Origin of the sequence: Caproicibacterium argilliputei, from assembly GCF_029211325.2 — a bacterium.
Lineage (GTDB): Bacteria > Bacillota > Clostridia > Oscillospirales > Acutalibacteraceae > Caproicibacterium > Caproicibacterium argilliputei.
Map to the genome: position 1 here is coordinate 2,661,511 of NZ_CP135996.1, position 17,215 is coordinate 2,678,725.

The window sequence follows — 17,215 nt, forward strand, 5'->3', positions numbered from 1 at the left end:
GGTTTCCATGAAATTACTCGTCCTGGACGGCAACAGCATTCTGAACCGTGCCTTTTACGGCATTAAGCTCCTTACAACCAAGGACGGTCTGTACACCAACGGCATTTACGGCTTTCTGACCATGCTGCAGAAGCTGGAGGGCGAAGTGCAGCCCGATGCGGTCGCCATCGCGTTTGACCTGAAGGCACCCACCTTCCGCCACAAGCGCTACGCCGGCTACAAATCCAACCGTCACGGTATGCCGGAGGAACTAGCCCAGCAGCTGCCCAATCTCAAGGAGCTGCTAACGCTGCTCGGATACCGGCTGGTCACCTGCGAGGGGTACGAAGCAGACGACATTCTCGGCACGCTTGGGCGCGCCTGTACGGAGCATCGCGACACCTGTGTCATTGCCACTGGGGACCGCGACAGCCTGCAACTGGTCGGGCCTTACGTTTCCGTGCGTCTGGCAACCACCAAATACGGGCAGCCGCAGGTCACGCTGTATGATGAAACGCGCATTCGTGAGGACTATGGTGTCACACCAAGGGAAATGATTGAAATCAAGGCCCTGCAGGGCGACTCCTCCGACTGTATTCCCGGCGTGCGCGGCATCGGCCCCAAAGGCGCGGGAGATCTGATTCAGAAATATCACTCGATTGATTATCTGTATGCGCACCTGGACGAACTGGACATCCGCGAAAACCTGCGGCAGAAGCTGCGCGACGGCAAAGAAAGCGCTTACCTTTCGCAGGAGCTCGGCACCATCTGCACCACCGCACCGATTGATGACGACCCTGCGCATTATGTAAAGGCACCCGCGAAGCAGGCGGAGGCCGCCGCGCTGATGCGCCGCTTGGAATTCTTTAAACTGCTGGAAAAGATGGACTGGGGCAGTGTACCCGCACCTGCCGCTGAAACTGCCGAAGAAACGCCCGCCGCTGTGCACCTGTATCTGCATCCGGACATCGACGCGCTGTGCGCCGCGCTGCAAAAGGATGGCAGCATCTGCCTGCTGGGAGATTTTTCAGGACGCGAGCTGCAGCGCCTTTCCGTTGCGCAGGGCGGAAACGCCTATCTGCTAGAAGACCCTGCCGCATGGAAACGCGTTTTCGCGCTTTCGCTGCCCTGCTTTACCTACGACAGCAAGCCGCTGTTTGCCGCCGCTGCGGCAGCCGGCGCACAGCTGAACCTTGCACAGGATGCGCTGCTGGCAGCGTACCTGCTGAACGCAACCGCCAGCGGCTACGACTACGCACGCCTATGTCAAGAATATGGGGTGCCCTTGGCAGAGGATGTTTCCATGGAAAACGTCCAACCGGAAGATCTGCTGCGTGCTGACACCCTGAGCGGCTGCGCCCGCGTCTGCGCACTGCCGCAGCTCTGCAAAACCCTGGCGGCAAAAATCGAAGATTCGGGTGAAACCCCGCTTCTGCGGGACATCGAGCAGCCACTGGCACGCGTTCTCTCGCACATGGAACAAACCGGCTTTGCCGTGGACCGCGCCGGCATTGCCGCCTACGGCACGAAGCTGGAGCAGCAGGTGCAAGCCTTTCAGAAAGAAATCTGGGAACAGACCGGGTATGAATTTAACCTGAACAGTCCCAAGCAGCTGGGCGAAGCGCTGTTTGACAAACTGGGGCTGCCGCACGGCAAAAAGACAAAAAGCGGCTGGTCCACCAGCGCCGCTGTGCTGGAAAATCTGCGGTACGACCATCCGGTTGTAGAAATGATTCTGCAGTACCGCACAGTCAGCAAGCTGAAATCTACCTACTGCGACGGTCTGCTCAAGGTCATTGCGCCGGATGGGCGCATCCACTCCAGCTTTAACCAAACGGAAACGCGCACCGGGCGCATCAGCTCCACTGAGCCGAACCTGCAGAACATTCCGGTACGCACCGACCTTGGCCGTGAGCTGCGTCGGTTCTTTGTTGCCAAACCGGGCTGCGTACTGATTGACGCGGATTATTCGCAGATTGAACTGCGCGTGCTGGCACACGTTGCAAACGACCAAAACATGATTGCTGCGTTCCAAAGCGGCGCGGACATTCACCGCACGACCGCAGCACAGGTGTTTCATATGCCAGAGGAAATGGTCACGCCGCTGATGCGCAGCCGTGCCAAAGCCGTCAACTTCGGCATTGTATACGGCATTGGCGCTTTTTCGCTTTCCAAGCAGCTGCACATCGCACGGCAGGAAGCGGATTCCTATATCAAGGATTACCTGCAGCATTACAGCGGCATTAACGACTATATGCAGCGTGTGGTTGCCGAGGCAAAGGAAAAAGGCTATGCTGAGACCATGTTTGGCAGGCGGCGGTACCTGCCGGAACTTTCCAGCAGCAACTTTAACCTGCGCTCTTTTGGCGAGCGCGTGGCGCGCAATATGCCGATTCAGGGCGCCGCCGCAGACATCATTAAAATTGCCATGATTCATGTGGAAGACCGCCTGCAGAAAGAGGGGCTTGCCGCCCGGCTGATTCTGCAGGTGCACGATGAATTGATTGTCGAAGCGCCCGAAGCAGAAGCCGAAACTGCCGCAGTCCTGCTGCAGGAGGAAATGGAGCACGCCGTTGCGCTGGCAGTGCCGCTGACCGCCGATGCAAAGTCCGGAAAAACCTGGTATGAGGCGAAAGCCTGATTTTTCGGTTTATACAACCCGTTTGCTTTTATATTTTAATACTTGGAGTATTTTATCCGCTATGTATTTTACTTGTCCAATTTGTAATAAACCGTTATATAATACAAATAGGAATCATTCTGTCGCTTGTGAAAACGGCCACAGCTTTGATTATGCCAAAGAGGGGTACCTGTATCTGCTGCCGCCCAACAAAAAGCACAGCAAAGCCCCTGGTGATGACCGGGCAATGGTTGCGGCGCGGCGGCGGTTCCTTTCTGCCGGACACTACCGCATTTTCAGCGACGCCCTGAACAAGCTGGCGTGCGGTCTGCTGCAGAGCCAAAGTCCGGTTGTCATCGACGCCGGGTGCGGAGAGGGCGCTTACACCGAGCGGCTGACGGCAGCCCTGCGCGCCGCCGGAAAAGCGCCGCAAACTTTCGGTTGCGACATTTCCAAGGCTGCCGTGCGGCTTGCCGCCAAGGCCGCTCCGGACATTTCCTTTGCTGTGGCAAGCAGTTTTTCCCTGCCACTGCCGGAGCGCTGCGCCGACCTGCTCACCGATGTGTTCGCGCCGGTGGTTCCGGAAGAATTTCGCCGTGTGGTCAAACCGGGCGGGTACTTCCTTCTGGCAGTTCCCAGTGCGCGGCACTTATTTGCGCTGAAAGAAATTCTGTATGACGCACCGTATGAAAATGCGGAAAAGGACACCGCATATCCCGGCTTCCGGTTCGTGCGCCGCGTGCCGGTGCGCGGCAGCCTGCACCTCACCGGTCAGGCGGTGCAGGATTTGTTTGCCATGACGCCGTACTCGTGGAAAACACCGAAGGCGGGACGCGACAATCTACAGCACGTTTCGGAGCTGACCACGGAAATCGGCTTTGATTTTCTGGTGTATGAGAGGGACGCAACATGAGCTTGATTCTGGTTCCCATGGCGGAAGCGCACCTCGCCGCCGTTGCACAGATGGAGCAGGCGTGTTTTTCCGCCCCTTGGACAGAAGCCGGACTGCGGGCGGAGCTTTCGAGTAACACCGCCGTATTCCGGGTCGCCCTGCTGGACGGCGTGCCGGCAGGCTACGGCGGAATGCACTTTGTGTGCGGCGAAGGTTACGTGGACAACATTGCTGTTTTTCCCGCCCTGCGGCGGCGCGGCGTCGGTGAGGCAGTGGTGTGCGCGCTGCTCGACTATGCCCGGCAGCACGGCGGGCAGTTCGTTTCGCTGGAAGTGCGCGAAAGCAATGCTCCGGCGCTTGCCCTGTACGCCAGGCTGGGATTTTCCAAAGCCGGACGCAGACGGGGTTTCTACTCCAAGCCCACGGAGGATGCCCTGATTTTAACACGCATTTTTGCCGAAGCAGCGCCCGCACCCAGCGCCGGTCATTTCCGCTAAGGCAGCGATTTTTCGCGGATTTCAGCCCCCTGCAACCAATAGTTGCGCGGATGAAAAGCAGAAACGGTGGTTCGCAGCCCGCTTTCTCTGGTATGCTTTTACCAGAAAACAGGTAAAGGAGATTTCACACATGAATATTGAAATTGCAAACCGCTTAGTACAGTTGCGCAAGAAAAACAACCTTTCTCAAGAAGAGCTTGCCGCAAAACTGGGCATCAGCAGGCAGGCGGTTTCCAAATGGGAGCGCGCCGAATCCTCGCCGGACACCGACAACCTCATTTTGCTCGCGCGTCTGTACCGGGTATCCCTTGACGAACTGCTGAAAACCGACGGGCCGGTCGAACCGCCGGAACCTTTGCCGGATGCCGATGCTCCCGTGTACCGCGCAGAGCCCTTTGATTCGGCAGGCACCGGCACAGCTTCCGCCACGGAGCACGCCGTACCTACCGGTGGCGGTGCACCGAACGAAAACGCCGGTCCCCGCGCTTACACCAATCCGCCGCAGTATGCGCAACCGTTTTGTCATGCGGTCCAGCCGCCTGCGGGTATGCGCGCCGCACAAACCATCGCTGAAACCGCGCCGATTCTGTCGGTGCTCGTGCTGCAGCTGCTTTTCACGGTGATTCCGAGTTTGCACAGCCTTGCCTTGCCTGTGTTCACGCTGCTGACAACATTCCTTTACCTTGCGCTCGGCTTCTGCTTTCAGCAGTGGCACCCCGGCTGGCTGATTTTTTTGATGATACCGATCTTCTTTTCCGGCATCGTCAGCGCATTTCCGGTGTTTATCACCATCCTTTATCTGCTGGTGGGTTTCCTTTTTAACAAGTGGCACCCCAGATGGATTCTGTATCTGACCATCCCGATTTTTTATGCGCTGCTGTAAAATCAATCTTTCAATATAGGAGTCAGTTTATGAAAATACTTGCATTGGAAAGTTCCTGTGACGAAACCGCCGCAGCGATTGTGGAAAACGGACGCACGGTTTTGTCTAGCGTAGTTGCTTCTCAGGTGGAGGAGCACAAGCTGTACGGCGGCGTGGTTCCGGAAATCGCCAGCCGCCGCCACTGCGAAGCCGTGGTACCCGTTACCAAGAAGGCTCTGGCTGACGCAGGGCTGCAGCTTTCCGATGTGGATGCCGTCGCGGTGACCTATGCACCGGGGCTGATTGGCGCGCTGCTGGTGGGCGTCAACTTTGCCAAAGGCCTTGCCATGGCTGCAGACAAGCCGCTGATTCCCGTACATCATCTGCGCAGTCATGTCGCCGCAAACTACATCACCAGCCCGGAGCTGAAGCCACCTTTTTTGTGCTTAGTCGTTTCTGGCGGGCATACACACATTGTCCACGTGAAAGACTATACCGAGATCCGCGTACTGGGACAAACGCGCGACGACGCAGCCGGCGAAGCCTTTGACAAAGCCGCCCGCGCCATGGGAATGCCCTACCCCGGCGGCATTGAACTGGACAAAACCGCGGAGGGCGGGGACGAACACGCCTTTTCCCTACCGCACCCGCGGGTGGACGGCGCACCGTATGATTTCAGTTTTTCGGGGCTGAAAACCGCGGTCATCAATCTGATTCACAACGCCGAACAGCGCGGCGAGGAGCTGCCGACTAAAGACCTTGCCGCCTCCTACCGCTGCGCGGTGGTGGACTGCCTGGAGCGCAACTTCTTAAAAGCCGCCGAAGCAACCGGCTCCACCAAGCTGGTGATTGCCGGCGGTGTCAGTGCGAACCGCCTGCTGCGCCGTCGGCTGGAAGCAGCCTGTGCTGAGCGCGGCTGGCAGTTTTTCCGGCCGGCGCTTTCGCTGTGCGGCGACAACGCCGCCATGGTCGGTGCGCAGGCTTACTATGAATTTTTAGCAGGTCACACCGCCGAAAATGATTTAAATGCGCGCCCCGAAATGCCCATGGAAGCGAATTGATGAAAGTAAAGTTTCGCAAAAATTCATTTTTGTCTTGTTTCCTGTCGCAATTTGTACTATAATGAAAAGTGATGGGTCACCTATCAATATCGTCAAGGGCCATTTGGGCCGAAAGGAGAGCGTCGTATGACTACGAATAAATCTGTGCTGAGCTGGGTTGATGAAATGAAGGCTTTGGTCACACCGGACACCGTGCTGTGGATTGACGGTTCCGAACAGCAGCTGGAAACCCTGCGCAAGGAAGCAATTCAGACCGGTGAGATGATTAAGCTCAACGATGAAAAGCTGCCCGGCTGCCTGCTGCACCGCACCGCTGAAAATGATGTTGCACGTGTAGAAAACCGTACCTTTATCTGCTCCAGAAAAGAAGAGGATGCAGGCCCCACCAACCACTGGATGGATCCGCAGCAGTGCTACAAAATGCTGTATGACATCGCACGCGGCAGCTATAAGGGCCGCACTATGTACGTCATCCCGTTCTCCATGGGGCCGGTCGGCTCGCCTTTCGCGAAAATCGGCGTCGAAGTCACCGATTCCATTTATGTGGTGCTCAATATGTCCATTATGACCCGCGTTGGCAACAAGATCTGGGACGTTTTAGGTGACAGCAATGACTGGGTGCGCGGCCTGCACTGCAAGTGCAACGTTGACCCCGAAAAGCGCTACATCTGCCAGTTCCCCGAAGATAACACCATCATCTCCGTCAACTCCGCTTACGGCGGCAATGTCCTGCTTGGCAAAAAATGCTTTGCACTGCGCATTGCCTCCTATCAGGGCAAAACAGAGGGATGGATGGCAGAGCATATGTTGATTCTCGGCATCCAGAACCCCAAGGGGGAAATTAAGTACGTCACTGCGGCGTTCCCGTCTGCGTGCGGCAAAACCAACCTTGCCATGCTGATTCCGCCGGAGGGCTACAAAAAGAAAGGCTACAAGATTTTCACTGTCGGCGACGATATCGCCTGGATGCGCATTGGGCCGGACGGCCGCCTGTGGGCAATTAACCCGGAAAACGGTTTCTTCGGCGTGGCGCCGGGCACAAACGCGAAGTCCAATCCGAACGCCCTGGCCTCCACAAAGAAAAACACCATTTTCACCAACGTTGCACTGAACTTGGACGACAACACCGTTTGGTGGGAGGGTCTGGACAAGAACCCGCCGGAAAACGCAGTCGACTGGAAGGGCAACCCCTGGAACGGCAAAACCAGCAGCGAAAAGGGCGCGCATCCGAACAGCCGCTTTACAGCTCCTGCCCAAAACTGCCCGTGCATCAGCCCTGAATTTGACAAGGGCGCCGGCGTTCCGATTTCCGCCATTATCTTCGGCGGCCGCCGCGCTCAGACCACTCCGCTGGTTTATCAGTCCCGCGACTGGAACAACGGCGTGTTTGTAGGCTCCATTATGGCATCCGAAACCACCGCTGCCGCTACCGGCGCCGTGGGCGTTATCCGCCGCGACCCGATGGCCATGCTGCCATTCTGCGGCTACAACATGGGCGATTACTTCAATCACTGGATTGAAATGGGGCAAAAGCTTGGTGACAAAGCTCCGAAAATCTTCAACGTCAACTGGTTCCGTCTGGACAAAGACGGGCACTTCCAGTGGCCCGGCTTTGGCGACAACCTGCGTGTACTGGACTGGATTTTGGACCGCTGCGACAACAAAGCCGATGCGGTCGAAACCCCGATTGGTTATGTGCCGAAGCCCGAGGATATCAATCTGGAGGGCATCGAGGACGAAGTCAGCCAGGATACGCTGAAAGAAATCCTGACCATCGACAAAACCCAATGGCAGAAAGAGGCACAGGGTATCGAGGAGTTCTACAAAAAGTTCGGCAGCAAGCTGCCCAAAGAACTCGCCGCAGAGCTTGACGGCCTGAAAGCCCGCCTGCAATAACTTTTGTTTTTCCTTTTCTTTTTCATAAATTTCCTAGAATCCGCAAACAGCCGCAGAGTTTCTCTGCGGCTGTTTGCTTGCTGTCTGCTGTACCGCTGCAATATATGAATAATATGTTAATTTTTCAAGAGGATTCTTTGTCCGAAATGTTGCAAAACCTTTACGAATAATTTATAATGAAGTTATTCATTTTTATTCTTCAATACAGGAGGGTACACTGCATTATGGAGGAACATTCCACTCGTCCGATTCACCCCAAAGGCGACTTTTTTGACCTGAAGGGAAACCACACCACGGTGGCCACAGAGGCAATGGCCGGCGTTACCACATTTTTCGCCATGGCTTACATCATCATGGTCAACCCGTCTGTGCTTTCGCAGACAGGTATGCCCTGGGGTGCGGTTTTCATCGCCACCATCATTGCATCCGTCATCGGCACGCTGATGATGGGGCTGTTTGCCAACGTGCCTTACGCGCAGGCGCCGGGCATGGGGCTGAACGCATTTTTTACCTACACGGTCTGCTTTGCGCTCGGTTTTAAGTGGCAGGAAGCGCTGGCCATGGTTTTCATCTGCGGCATTGTAAACATGGTCATCACCGTCACCAAACTGCGGCGCCTGATTATCACATCCATCCCCAAAAGCCTCCGTTTTGCAATCAGCGGCGGCATTGGCATCTTTATTGCCTACATCGGCATTAAAAATGCCGGTCTGCTGCAGTTTGCAGTTGACCCCGGCAACTATGTGAGCGCAGACGGCAAAAACACGATTGACATTACCAAAACCGCTGTTACGGCCACTGCCGGTGCAGTACCGGAACTGGTAAAGCTGAACACCCCCTTCGTTTTACTGGCAGTGGTCGGCATCATCCTCACCTTTATCCTGTTGGTGAAAAAAGTGCCAGGTGCCATCCTCATCAGTATTGCGGCTGTTACAATCCTGGGCATTCCATTTGGTGTTACGCAGTTGGGCGGCGGCACGACCATCAGCTTCGGCGAAGCCATCAGCCAGCTGCCGCAGACCTTTGGCGCGGCGTTCGGGGCGGAAGGCATGGGGCACCTGTTCTCCAATCCGGCGACACTGCCAACCGTTTTCATGACTGTTTTTGCATTCAGCATGACCGATATGTTTGACACCGTCGGCACGTTGATTGGTACCGGCTCCAAAAGCGGCATTTTCGACATTTCTGACGAAGGCACCCTTTCCCAGGGCAAAGGCGTCAGCACCAAGATGGACCGCGCACTGTTTGCAGACATGGTTGCAACCACTTCCGGCGCTGTCATCGGCACCTCCAATGTCACTACGTTTGTCGAATCCAGCGCGGGCATCGGTGTGGGCGGCCGCACCGGTCTGACCAGTGTTTTTACTTCACTGCTGTTCATCCTCAGTGCATTTGCCGCACCGCTCATCAGCGCGGTACCTGCCTGCGCAACCGCGCCGGCACTGATTGCCGTGGGCATTATGATGCTGTCGTCCTTTAAGGAAATCGAGTGGACTGACTTGGAAGAAGCCATTCCCGGTTTCTTCGCCGGCGTTTTCATGGCGCTCTCCTACAGCATCTCCTGCGGCATCGCTATGGGCTTCATCATGTACTGTATTGTCAAAACCGTTAAAGGCAAGGCAAAGGAAGTCAGCCCGGTTCTGTGGGTTGTCACGGCTCTGTTTGTTCTGAATTTTGTGGTACAGGCTGTTATCTGACTTTTTACCGGCGAGGTTTGCGCCGGATTCCAGATTTTAAAAAAAGCACTCCGGTCATTTGCTGACCGGAGTGCTTTTTGCATCTTCTGCTTGCACGCAACTTACAAATCCTGGCTTTTCATATGCTCCATCTCTGCTGTGCGGTGCTCTGCGCGGCGGATGGCGCCAAACAGCAGCAGACAGCCTGCAGCAAGCAAAAATGGTGTCAGCCCGGCAAGCTGCACCGCGTGCAGTGTGACCGCCTGATACACCAGTCCGCCGGCTATGCTCAGCACCGGCAGCAGGAACAAAAATGCGGCGCTCCGCTTTTTGCACAGCGCGTTCTGCAGCAGTAACAAAACGACAGCGATAAGCGTAATTCCAACATACTTCATACGGTTTGCTCCTTTGTACTTTCAAATTTTTTTAAAATCAGCTTTGCGGTTTCCAAATCAATCTTCGAGTCTACCGCCAGTTCCTTGATAAATGCGGGGAACGGTTCCTCCTGCCGGTCATTCAGTTCGATTTTTTGAATCAATTTATCCAGACGCAGGCGCACCGTCGGGTAAGAAACACCGTACAGCTTTGCAATTTCTTTCAGCGAGCCGGAGTGCAAAACAAAATTGCGCAAAAACGAAACATCCTCCTGCTCTAAAGCAAGGAGCCAATGCGGAATTTCATCAATTTCCATCGTGTATCCTCCTTTCACTGTTTAACATAATTGATTATAACATAAATAATATTAAAGTCAAGTACTCGAATTTCTTTAATTATAATAAACGCATTGGAAATTTCCTCGCCGAACTTGACACAACGCACTAGTATGCGATACAATATAGTCACTCTACATGGTATTGCAAGATAGGTGGTGAAAACATTGCAAGCTGCACAACTGCGCAAAGGCACGCTGGAAGGCTGCATTCTAAAAATCATTCAGGAAAATGAAACCTACGGATACGAAATTTCCGAAAGGCTGCGCTCCTTCGGCTTTTCTGAGGTTTCAGAAGGCACCATCTACCCGATTCTGCTGCGATTGGAGCGAAGTGACCTGGTCACCGCACAGTTCCAAGCATCGGCAGTCGGCCCAAAGCGCAAGTATTTTCGCCTTTCCGCGTCCGGCGAAACAGCACTGAACCAATTTTATGAAAACTGGTCTGCTTTAGAAAAAGCAGTTAACCGTGTTTTCGGAATGGAGGGAAACCAAACCCATGAATCGAAAAGCCAAAGCACTGAACCGAATCAATAACGCACTGGACAAAGCGATCCTGCCCGAAAATCAGGAGGACTTAACAAACCTCATCTGCTACCTGCGCGTTGCGGAACTATCTGAATACGACCAGGAGTTTGTGCGGCGGGACTTAACCGAAATGGTGCTTGCCGCACAGCAGCGCGGCGAAGGCATCCGCTCGGTTATCGGAGAAGATTACAAGGCATTCTGCGATGACATCATCGCAAGCCTGCCTGCACGCACTCGCAGTCAAAAAGTTCTTGCCTTTTTGGATACGCTCTGCTTGTCCCTGTCCATTTTAGGCGCCGTCAGCCTGCTGTTCGCAGACGGAACCCTGGCACTTCTGCAGGCTCTGTTTGCGCGGCAGCCCCTGCATCCGGAAATCTCGATCACGCTATCGACTGTTGCCCTGACCGGAATGATTCTTGTCATTGCTCCTGCACTGGTCATGTGGATTTGCAAAAAATCTCTGCAGCCCGAAAACCACGGCCGTCAATTCCGCCGGAAAGCGTTTCTGCTCGGCGCCGGATGGATGGCGGTCTGTCTGCTGGTCACGTGGTTTGGGCGCGGTGTGCTTTTCACCGCCCCGATTTGGGCTGTGTGCGCCGTGATTATCCTGCTGTACGCGGCGCACCGCGTGCTCGATAACCTGGAGCTGTAAGGAAACCTGCTAAACGCCCGGTATGGAAAAGCGCAGACCGGACCCCTTCCCATAAAAAAACGCTGTCAGGAAATTTTCCCGACAGCGTTTTTTTAATCCTCTATGCCCGCATTGTGCAGATCCAACCCGCCGCCGAATGGGCGATACAGCACACCGGTCAAGGTGGACTGCGCCGCGTAGGCGTGCTTGGTATAGTACAGCGGGTAAAACACCGCATTGTTATTCAAATACTTCTCCGCCTGCGCCAGACTGCTGCTGTTTACCGTTGCTCCATTGAGCAGGCGGTCATAATCCGTGTCCTTGAGCTGTGTAAAGTTACCGCTCTGCCCGCTTTGAAAACACGCCAGCGCCGTATACGCATCCGCAGAAGCCGGTGTGTACGGGTAGATGGCAAGGTCATAGTTTCCAGTGCTGACCCGCGAAAGCAGCGTGCTCTCATCCACCGCATTTAGGCTGAAATAGGTCTTGAACGCCTGGTTCCAGTTTGCCAGCATTTCACTTGCCAAAGGCTTGGTATCTTTGGTGCACAGAAGCGTGACGGTCTTTCCTTTCGGCCACAGGCTGCTTCCCTGTGTCGCTGCCGCAGCGGACTGCTTGAGATACAGGCCGCTGCCCGCCTGGCTGCGGTAAGCCTTTCCGCCGAACTGTACGGCAGGCGGCAGGATATCGTCCGCCTGCTTTGTGCCGGACGGCAGCAGCTTCAGCAGCGCACTGCGGTTCAGCACCTGCACAAAGGCGCGGCGCAGCGCAGCTGACCGGAAGGTTCCCTGCGTGTTAAAACACAGCCCGCCGGTCGTGTCTTGAAAGGATGTGACTGTCAGCCCCGCTTTTTTCGCCTGCGCTGTCATGGAAACGTCCAAAGAAGCCACGTCGATTTTCCCGGCGGTCATGGCCTGCACCGCATCCAGCGCCTGTGCGGAAACCGTACTGTCTGCAATTGAAGCCACAGAGGCGGTATCTGTGGAGCTGGTCGAGGAAACGTCCCCGATGCTGAAAACAATTTCAGACGGGAGTGCCGTAGTTTCGCCGACGTAGGTGTCCGTCCGCTTCACGGTCAAGCTCTGATCATGCTCCCAGCCGTAGTTCGGAATACTGAACGCACCGTTTCCCAAAATGGAGGCGCGTTCCATGCCATAGCGACCGGCGGCAAATTTGAAAAAGGCTTCGTTGCAGGGCATAAACACACTCTGCGCGGTCAGCGACGGAAAGTCTGGGGAACTGTAGCGCAGTTTGACAACCAGAGTGTGGCTGTCCTTTGCTGTAACGCCGAGTTTGTCCGTTGAAAGCGTACCCGCGTGCACCTGCACCGCATTTTCGATGCACATCATCGCGGCGCAGACTGGTGAGGCCGTTGTCGGATCCAGCGCCCGCCGCCACGCAAAAACAAAGTCCTGCGCGGTGACCGGCGTCGGCTTGGTATCCGTTTCGTCCTCCCCGCTCAGCTTGCTGACACTGCCGTTCCAAACAGCATCCGTGCGCAAATGGAAGGTAAACTCCGTGCTGTCGCTGTTTGCCTCCCACGATGATGCCACACCCGGCACTGCCCTTTCGGAATCGTCCAAGCGGCACAGTCCTTCATAAAGGGACGTAATCACGGTTGCGGCATCGGTTCCCTGCGCAACCTGCGGGTCCAGCGTTGCCGGCTCTGCCGAAAGCTTGACACGAATGGTTTTGTTTGCATTTCCGGGTTCCCCGCAACCCGACATAGATACGACCAGCAGTACAATACTGCACAAAATGGCGAGTGCCCGCTTCACAAATCTGCCCCCTGTTTTCTTTCACTTTCTTTTATTTTAACATTCTTTATAATGTGCTTCAACGAGGTTTACATAATTTTTACGAATTATTCAAAACTGTAGCTTTTTCTGTTGGATTCCTTTCAATTTTGTAACAATTCCGGTGGCTTCTCCGTTCCAAAAAAACGACTGCACACGGCGCACCGCCGCACACAGCCGTTCCTTTTAATTTATGCCCCTTTTTAAAGAATCATACCGCCGTTAACCCCCAAAACCTGGCCGGTCACAAAGGCAGAGTCCTCTCCTGCCAGAAATGAAACCACCGCGGCAACCTCTGCCGGTGTGCCCAACCGCTGCAGCGGGGTTTCTTCCGCCAGCTCCCGCAAAACCTCCGGCCCGTGTGCAGCGTTCATTTCCGTATCAATCACGCCGGGGGCGATGCAGTTCACACGAATGTTACTTGGCCCCAGTTCTTGCGCCAGTGCTTTAGTCAACCCGATGACTGCGGCCTTGGCCGCCGAGTAATGCACCTCGCAGGAAGCGCCCACCTGTCCCCACATGGAGGAAAGATTGATAATGCTTCCGCGTTTGACATGAATCATGTACGGCAGTGCCAGCTGGCAGCAGTGAAACACGCCGTCTATATCTACGGCGAACATCCGCCGCCACTCCACCTCGGTAATATCCGTAAACAGCTTCTGCTGGGCAATGCCTGCATTGTTGACCAGAACGTCCACGTTTCCTGCTCTTGCAAAAAGCTGCTCGCACGCCGCACGACTGGAAACATCCGCACAAACCGCCTCGGCGCCAAGCTGTGCGGCAAGCGTTTCCGCTTCCTCCGCGTGCGTCCGATAATTGATGATGACATGAAACCCGTCTGCCGCAAGCCGACGGCAAACGGCGGCACCGATTCCGCGGCTGCCGCCGGTAACAAGCGCTGTGCGCATCTCTCAAAGACTCCCTTACAAGTTATTGGTCACAAGCATAATGGCGGCTAAAGCCGCCAGCGGCGCGGTTTCTGTGCGCAGAATACGCGGCCCAAGCGTTGCCGCGCAGCCGCCTGCCTCTTGTATCAGCTGCACTTCTTCCGGCGCAAAGCCGCCCTCCGGGCCAACATAAACGGTCAAAGCGGCGTCCTGCTCACCGACAAGCACAGGAATCCGCTCGCCGCCGCCCTCATAGAACAGCACACGCTTTTCGCCGGGCAGTGCGCAGGTTTGCTTCAGCGTCATAAAGTCTGCAACCTCCGGTATGATGCCGCGTCCGCTCTGCTTGGCTGCTTCGTGTGCGATTTTCTGCCAGCGCAGCACCTTTTTATGTGCGGCCTTTTCGTCCGGTCGGGAAATGCAGCGTGCCGTTACAGTCGGCACAATCCGCCAAACTCCCAGTTCCACGGCTTTCTGCACAATCCAGTCCATTTTGTCGCTTTTCGGAACACCTTGGCACAGCGTCACCCTGATGCGCGGCTCCGCGCAGCTGACCCGCGTTTCTTGAATGCGGACACGGACGGTTTCGCCGCTGATTTCCGCAATTTCACCAAAGTAGTCATGTTCGTGTCCATCGCACAGCGTCACCGCCTCGCCGGGCTGCATCCGCAGACTTTTGGCAATATGGCGGGCATTTTCTCCGGTCAGCACGGCGTCACCGGTAGGAACAAAATCAATGAAAAAACGAGGCATACTTCTCCTCCTGCCCAGTAATAATTTGTTGAAATCCGCAGTGAAAGCCAGCGGTTACACATCGGTGTCCGCAGTCATTTCCACCTGAAAATCCGGGTAGGCGCTCTGCGCCTCCTGCCGGATCTGCTCTGCCAGCGCCTGCCGGTTTTCCGCCGCAAAGTCAACCACAATGTCGAAGTGCAGGGCTTTCGTCTGCAAATTCACATAGAAGCCGTGCACTTCCAGAACATCGTCATGCTTCATGACAAGGTCTGTCACGCGGGTGCGCATCTCTTTTGCCTGATCATTCTTCGTATTGATGGAATAAATGCTGATTCCGGTTAGCAAAACATTAAATTCGCAAAAAATTTTTCTGCTGATTTCGCGTTCCAAATTGTCCAGTTCCTCTGCAGTCATGGTGTCCAGCACGCCGATATGCACCGAACCGACAAACCGCTCTGGGCCGTAATTGTGCAGCACCAAGTCATAAGCGCCATTTACTTACGGCACCTCGCAGACTGCCTTTTTGATTTTTCCGGTCAAGTCCCGGTCTGCGCGGCTGCCGAGCATCTGCCCGACCGTCTCCAAAATCATTTCAATGCCGGACTTGATGATGATACCCGCAATCACCGCGCCGACCCAAGCTTCCAGTGAAATGCCGGTCAGCTGATAAAGCACCGCGCTCAGGAAAACCGATGCCGAAACAACTGCGTCAAAGGACGCATCCTTTCCAGAGGCAACCAAGGAACCGGAGTGGACACGCTCACCCGTCCGCCTCACATATCTTCCCAGCACAAACTTCACGCCGACAGCCGCCGCGATAATCAGCATGGCAACCGCACCGTACGCCGGCTTTTCCGGAACCACGATTTTTTTTACAGACTCCACCGCGGAGGTAACCCCCGCATACAGAACCAGCGCGGCAATCATCATGGCAGACAGATATTCCATCCGGCCGTAACCAAAGGGGTGTGCCTTGTCCGGCTTCTTCCCGGCAAGCTTGACCCCGACTATGGTGATGACCGAAGAAACCGCATCTGTCAGGTTATTCACCGCATCCAGCACCACTGCAATCGAATTGGACACAATGCCGACCACAGCCTTAAAAACAGCCAGCAGCACATTGGTTAGGATTCCCACAATGCTGGTTTTTACAATCACGCGGTCGCGTTTCTCCTGCATCCGGCGAACCGTCTGTGTGTCCTTCATACAGAATCTCTCCTTTATTAAAAAATATTACACAAAGCGAAGCTTTGTCAACTCTCCGATTTTTGGGAACTGCCACTTTTGCGTGCGGCGCGCTTGTGCTCTGCTTTTTTAGCAAGAGTATGGTCCACCGCATAAAACAGATAACCCAGTACGATAAACCCTGCTGCAAGCGCAGCAACCGTAACAGCCACTGTGGGCACGCCCAGTTTGTCGATGTCCATAAACGGATACGGATACCGGCTTCCGTTTTGCACCGAACTCTCCGTTTGCGCGGCTATGACCGCATAAGCGAAATAGACCAGCGGCGCAGTGACTCCCCACACAGGGGAAAGCTTCGTCATCCATCCTTTTTTGTCGAACAGCAGCCAATCCAAAATGGCCATCGGCGGAACAACACGATGCAATAAAATTAAAGCGATGCTCCCTGCGCCATTCATATGAAAATTACCCAGCAGGAACTGTGCAATCAACATGGTAACCGTCACACTCATCATGACAATCATTTTCAGTACCGGGCAGAAAGTGATACCTTCCTCCTTCTTTTGAATGAGGAGATAAAAAGCGTCGGCTAAAAAATAGAGAACACAAGCCAAATTGCTCAAATTGGTGAAAAAGCGAAACATCCCCCAGTTTGCAGCAGTCCCGCTGAACAAGGAAAGCTGCATCTGAATCCCAACGATTCCGCAAAGGGAAATACAGAATTTATAAACAACAGACAGGAAGCGATTTTTTATGTACATCCCATTTTCTCCTAATCATAAACGGTATTTTCATGGTCTTCTGTATGCCGGCTGAGTCGGTCATGAACTCTGCTGTGGCGATGACGCCGGCTTATCGCACCGCAGCCCCTTGTTCAAAAAAGTCGCACGAGCACTAACCAATCCTTGCGCTTAGATTGAATTAAGTATAGCACAAAAGCATCCCAACAAAAAGCAAAAAATTCATGTGCAAATTGACGCCCTGATACATGAATTTCCTTTCACAGACGCTGCAAGACGCGTTGAAAACGCAGCTGAATATTAACAGATAAAGCAAGCAGGTCCAGGCGTAAAAGCCCGGACCTGCTTGCTTTATCGTTGTTTGCATAGCTCTGGCAATACAAACACAATTCCGAAACAATTTTTTAGCGCAAATAATTTCGGATTATTTGTGTCATTTGCTCAATTTAGATGCAGGCTTTCGACGCAAGTTTTCATTGAGAAAAGGAAAAGAGCCATTCCAGCAATTTCATTTATTTACT

The 17,215-nt window shown here is 54.5% G+C and carries 17 protein-coding genes; 9 read left to right on the plus strand and 8 right to left on the minus strand.

The features are described from left to right. Window positions 1-7: 7 nt before the first annotated feature. The 7 genes from polA to PXC00_RS12820 all read left to right on the plus strand — a co-directional run bounded on the left by polA (window position 8) and on the right by PXC00_RS12820 (window position 9,504). On the plus strand, window positions 8-2,620 hold the full coding sequence (polA, locus tag PXC00_RS12790; RefSeq protein ID WP_275844117.1) for a DNA polymerase I: 2,613 nt from the start codon (window positions 8-10) through the stop codon (window positions 2,618-2,620). 61 nt (window positions 2,621-2,681) lie between these two features. Beyond that, on the plus strand, window positions 2,682-3,512 hold the full coding sequence (locus PXC00_RS12795; protein WP_316934997.1) for a putative RNA methyltransferase: 831 nt from the start codon (window positions 2,682-2,684) through the stop codon (window positions 3,510-3,512). After that, window positions 3,509-3,988, plus strand: a complete 480-nt coding sequence (rimI, locus tag PXC00_RS12800; protein WP_275844119.1) for a ribosomal protein S18-alanine N-acetyltransferase — start codon at window positions 3,509-3,511, stop codon at window positions 3,986-3,988. Before PXC00_RS12795 ends, rimI begins: the two co-directional genes overlap by 4 nt. A gap of 130 nt (window positions 3,989-4,118) precedes the next feature. After that, window positions 4,119-4,871, plus strand: a complete 753-nt coding sequence (locus PXC00_RS12805; protein WP_275844120.1) for a helix-turn-helix domain-containing protein — start codon at window positions 4,119-4,121, stop codon at window positions 4,869-4,871. Window positions 4,872-4,900: 29 nt separating this feature from the next. Continuing rightward, window positions 4,901-5,911 carry a tRNA (adenosine(37)-N6)-threonylcarbamoyltransferase complex transferase subunit TsaD gene (gene tsaD / locus PXC00_RS12810; protein WP_275844121.1) on the plus strand — a complete coding sequence of 337 codons (1,011 nt, stop codon included), beginning with the start codon at window positions 4,901-4,903 and terminating at the stop codon, window positions 5,909-5,911. 126 nt (window positions 5,912-6,037) lie between these two features. Next, a complete protein-coding gene (locus PXC00_RS12815) occupies window positions 6,038-7,807 on the plus strand; it encodes a phosphoenolpyruvate carboxykinase (GTP) (protein ID WP_275844122.1) in 1,770 nt (589 codons plus the stop codon). 224 nt (window positions 7,808-8,031) lie between these two features. Then, window positions 8,032-9,504, plus strand: coding sequence for an NCS2 family permease (locus PXC00_RS12820; RefSeq protein ID WP_275844123.1), 1,473 nt, complete (start codon window positions 8,032-8,034; stop codon window positions 9,502-9,504). Between the two features lie 101 nt (window positions 9,505-9,605). Here PXC00_RS12820 and PXC00_RS12825 read toward each other — a convergent pair whose 3' ends face one another. Then, complete coding sequence (locus PXC00_RS12825; protein ID WP_275844124.1) at window positions 9,606-9,878, minus strand: hypothetical protein; 273 nt, start codon at window positions 9,876-9,878, stop codon at window positions 9,606-9,608. Continuing rightward, window positions 9,875-10,174, minus strand: coding sequence for a DUF2089 family protein (locus PXC00_RS12830; RefSeq protein WP_275844125.1), 300 nt, complete (start codon window positions 10,172-10,174; stop codon window positions 9,875-9,877). The genes PXC00_RS12825 and PXC00_RS12830 overlap by 4 nt, the downstream gene beginning before the upstream one ends. 186 nt (window positions 10,175-10,360) lie before the next feature. Between PXC00_RS12830 and PXC00_RS12835 the strand changes: the two genes are divergently transcribed. Both PXC00_RS12835 and PXC00_RS12840 read left to right on the plus strand, forming a co-directional pair. Beyond that, window positions 10,361-10,729, plus strand: coding sequence for a PadR family transcriptional regulator (locus PXC00_RS12835; RefSeq protein ID WP_275844126.1), 369 nt, complete (start codon window positions 10,361-10,363; stop codon window positions 10,727-10,729). Beyond that, entirely contained in the window at window positions 10,692-11,372 is a 681-nt protein-coding gene (locus tag PXC00_RS12840) for a DUF1129 domain-containing protein (protein WP_275844127.1), read from the plus strand. Before PXC00_RS12835 ends, PXC00_RS12840 begins: the two co-directional genes overlap by 38 nt. A gap of 92 nt (window positions 11,373-11,464) precedes the next feature. Here the strand turns inward: PXC00_RS12840 and PXC00_RS12845 are convergent, their stop codons facing one another. From PXC00_RS12845 to PXC00_RS12870, 6 genes are all read right to left on the minus strand, one after another. Then, window positions 11,465-13,129, minus strand: a complete 1,665-nt coding sequence (locus PXC00_RS12845; RefSeq protein WP_275844128.1) for a peptide ABC transporter substrate-binding protein — start codon at window positions 13,127-13,129, stop codon at window positions 11,465-11,467. A 221-nt stretch (window positions 13,130-13,350) separates the two neighbouring features. Then, entirely contained in the window at window positions 13,351-14,055 is a 705-nt protein-coding gene (ymfI, locus tag PXC00_RS12850; RefSeq protein WP_275844129.1) for an elongation factor P 5-aminopentanone reductase, read from the minus strand. A 15-nt stretch (window positions 14,056-14,070) separates the two neighbouring features. Continuing rightward, window positions 14,071-14,787: a 16S rRNA (uracil(1498)-N(3))-methyltransferase gene (locus PXC00_RS12855; RefSeq protein ID WP_275844130.1), complete on the minus strand. Its 717-nt coding sequence runs from the start codon at window positions 14,785-14,787 to the stop codon at window positions 14,071-14,073. Between the two features lie 54 nt (window positions 14,788-14,841). Further along, window positions 14,842-15,249, minus strand: a complete 408-nt coding sequence (locus PXC00_RS12860; protein ID WP_316934999.1) for a hypothetical protein — start codon at window positions 15,247-15,249, stop codon at window positions 14,842-14,844. Between the two features lie 18 nt (window positions 15,250-15,267). Further along, window positions 15,268-15,975 (minus strand): cation diffusion facilitator family transporter, encoded by a 708-nt coding sequence (locus tag PXC00_RS12865; RefSeq protein ID WP_316935000.1) that lies wholly within the window; start codon window positions 15,973-15,975, stop codon window positions 15,268-15,270. A gap of 47 nt (window positions 15,976-16,022) precedes the next feature. After that, window positions 16,023-16,598 carry a Pr6Pr family membrane protein gene (locus tag PXC00_RS12870; protein ID WP_316935001.1) on the minus strand — a complete coding sequence of 192 codons (576 nt, stop codon included), beginning with the start codon at window positions 16,596-16,598 and terminating at the stop codon, window positions 16,023-16,025. Between the last annotated feature and the right edge of the window lie 617 nt (window positions 16,599-17,215).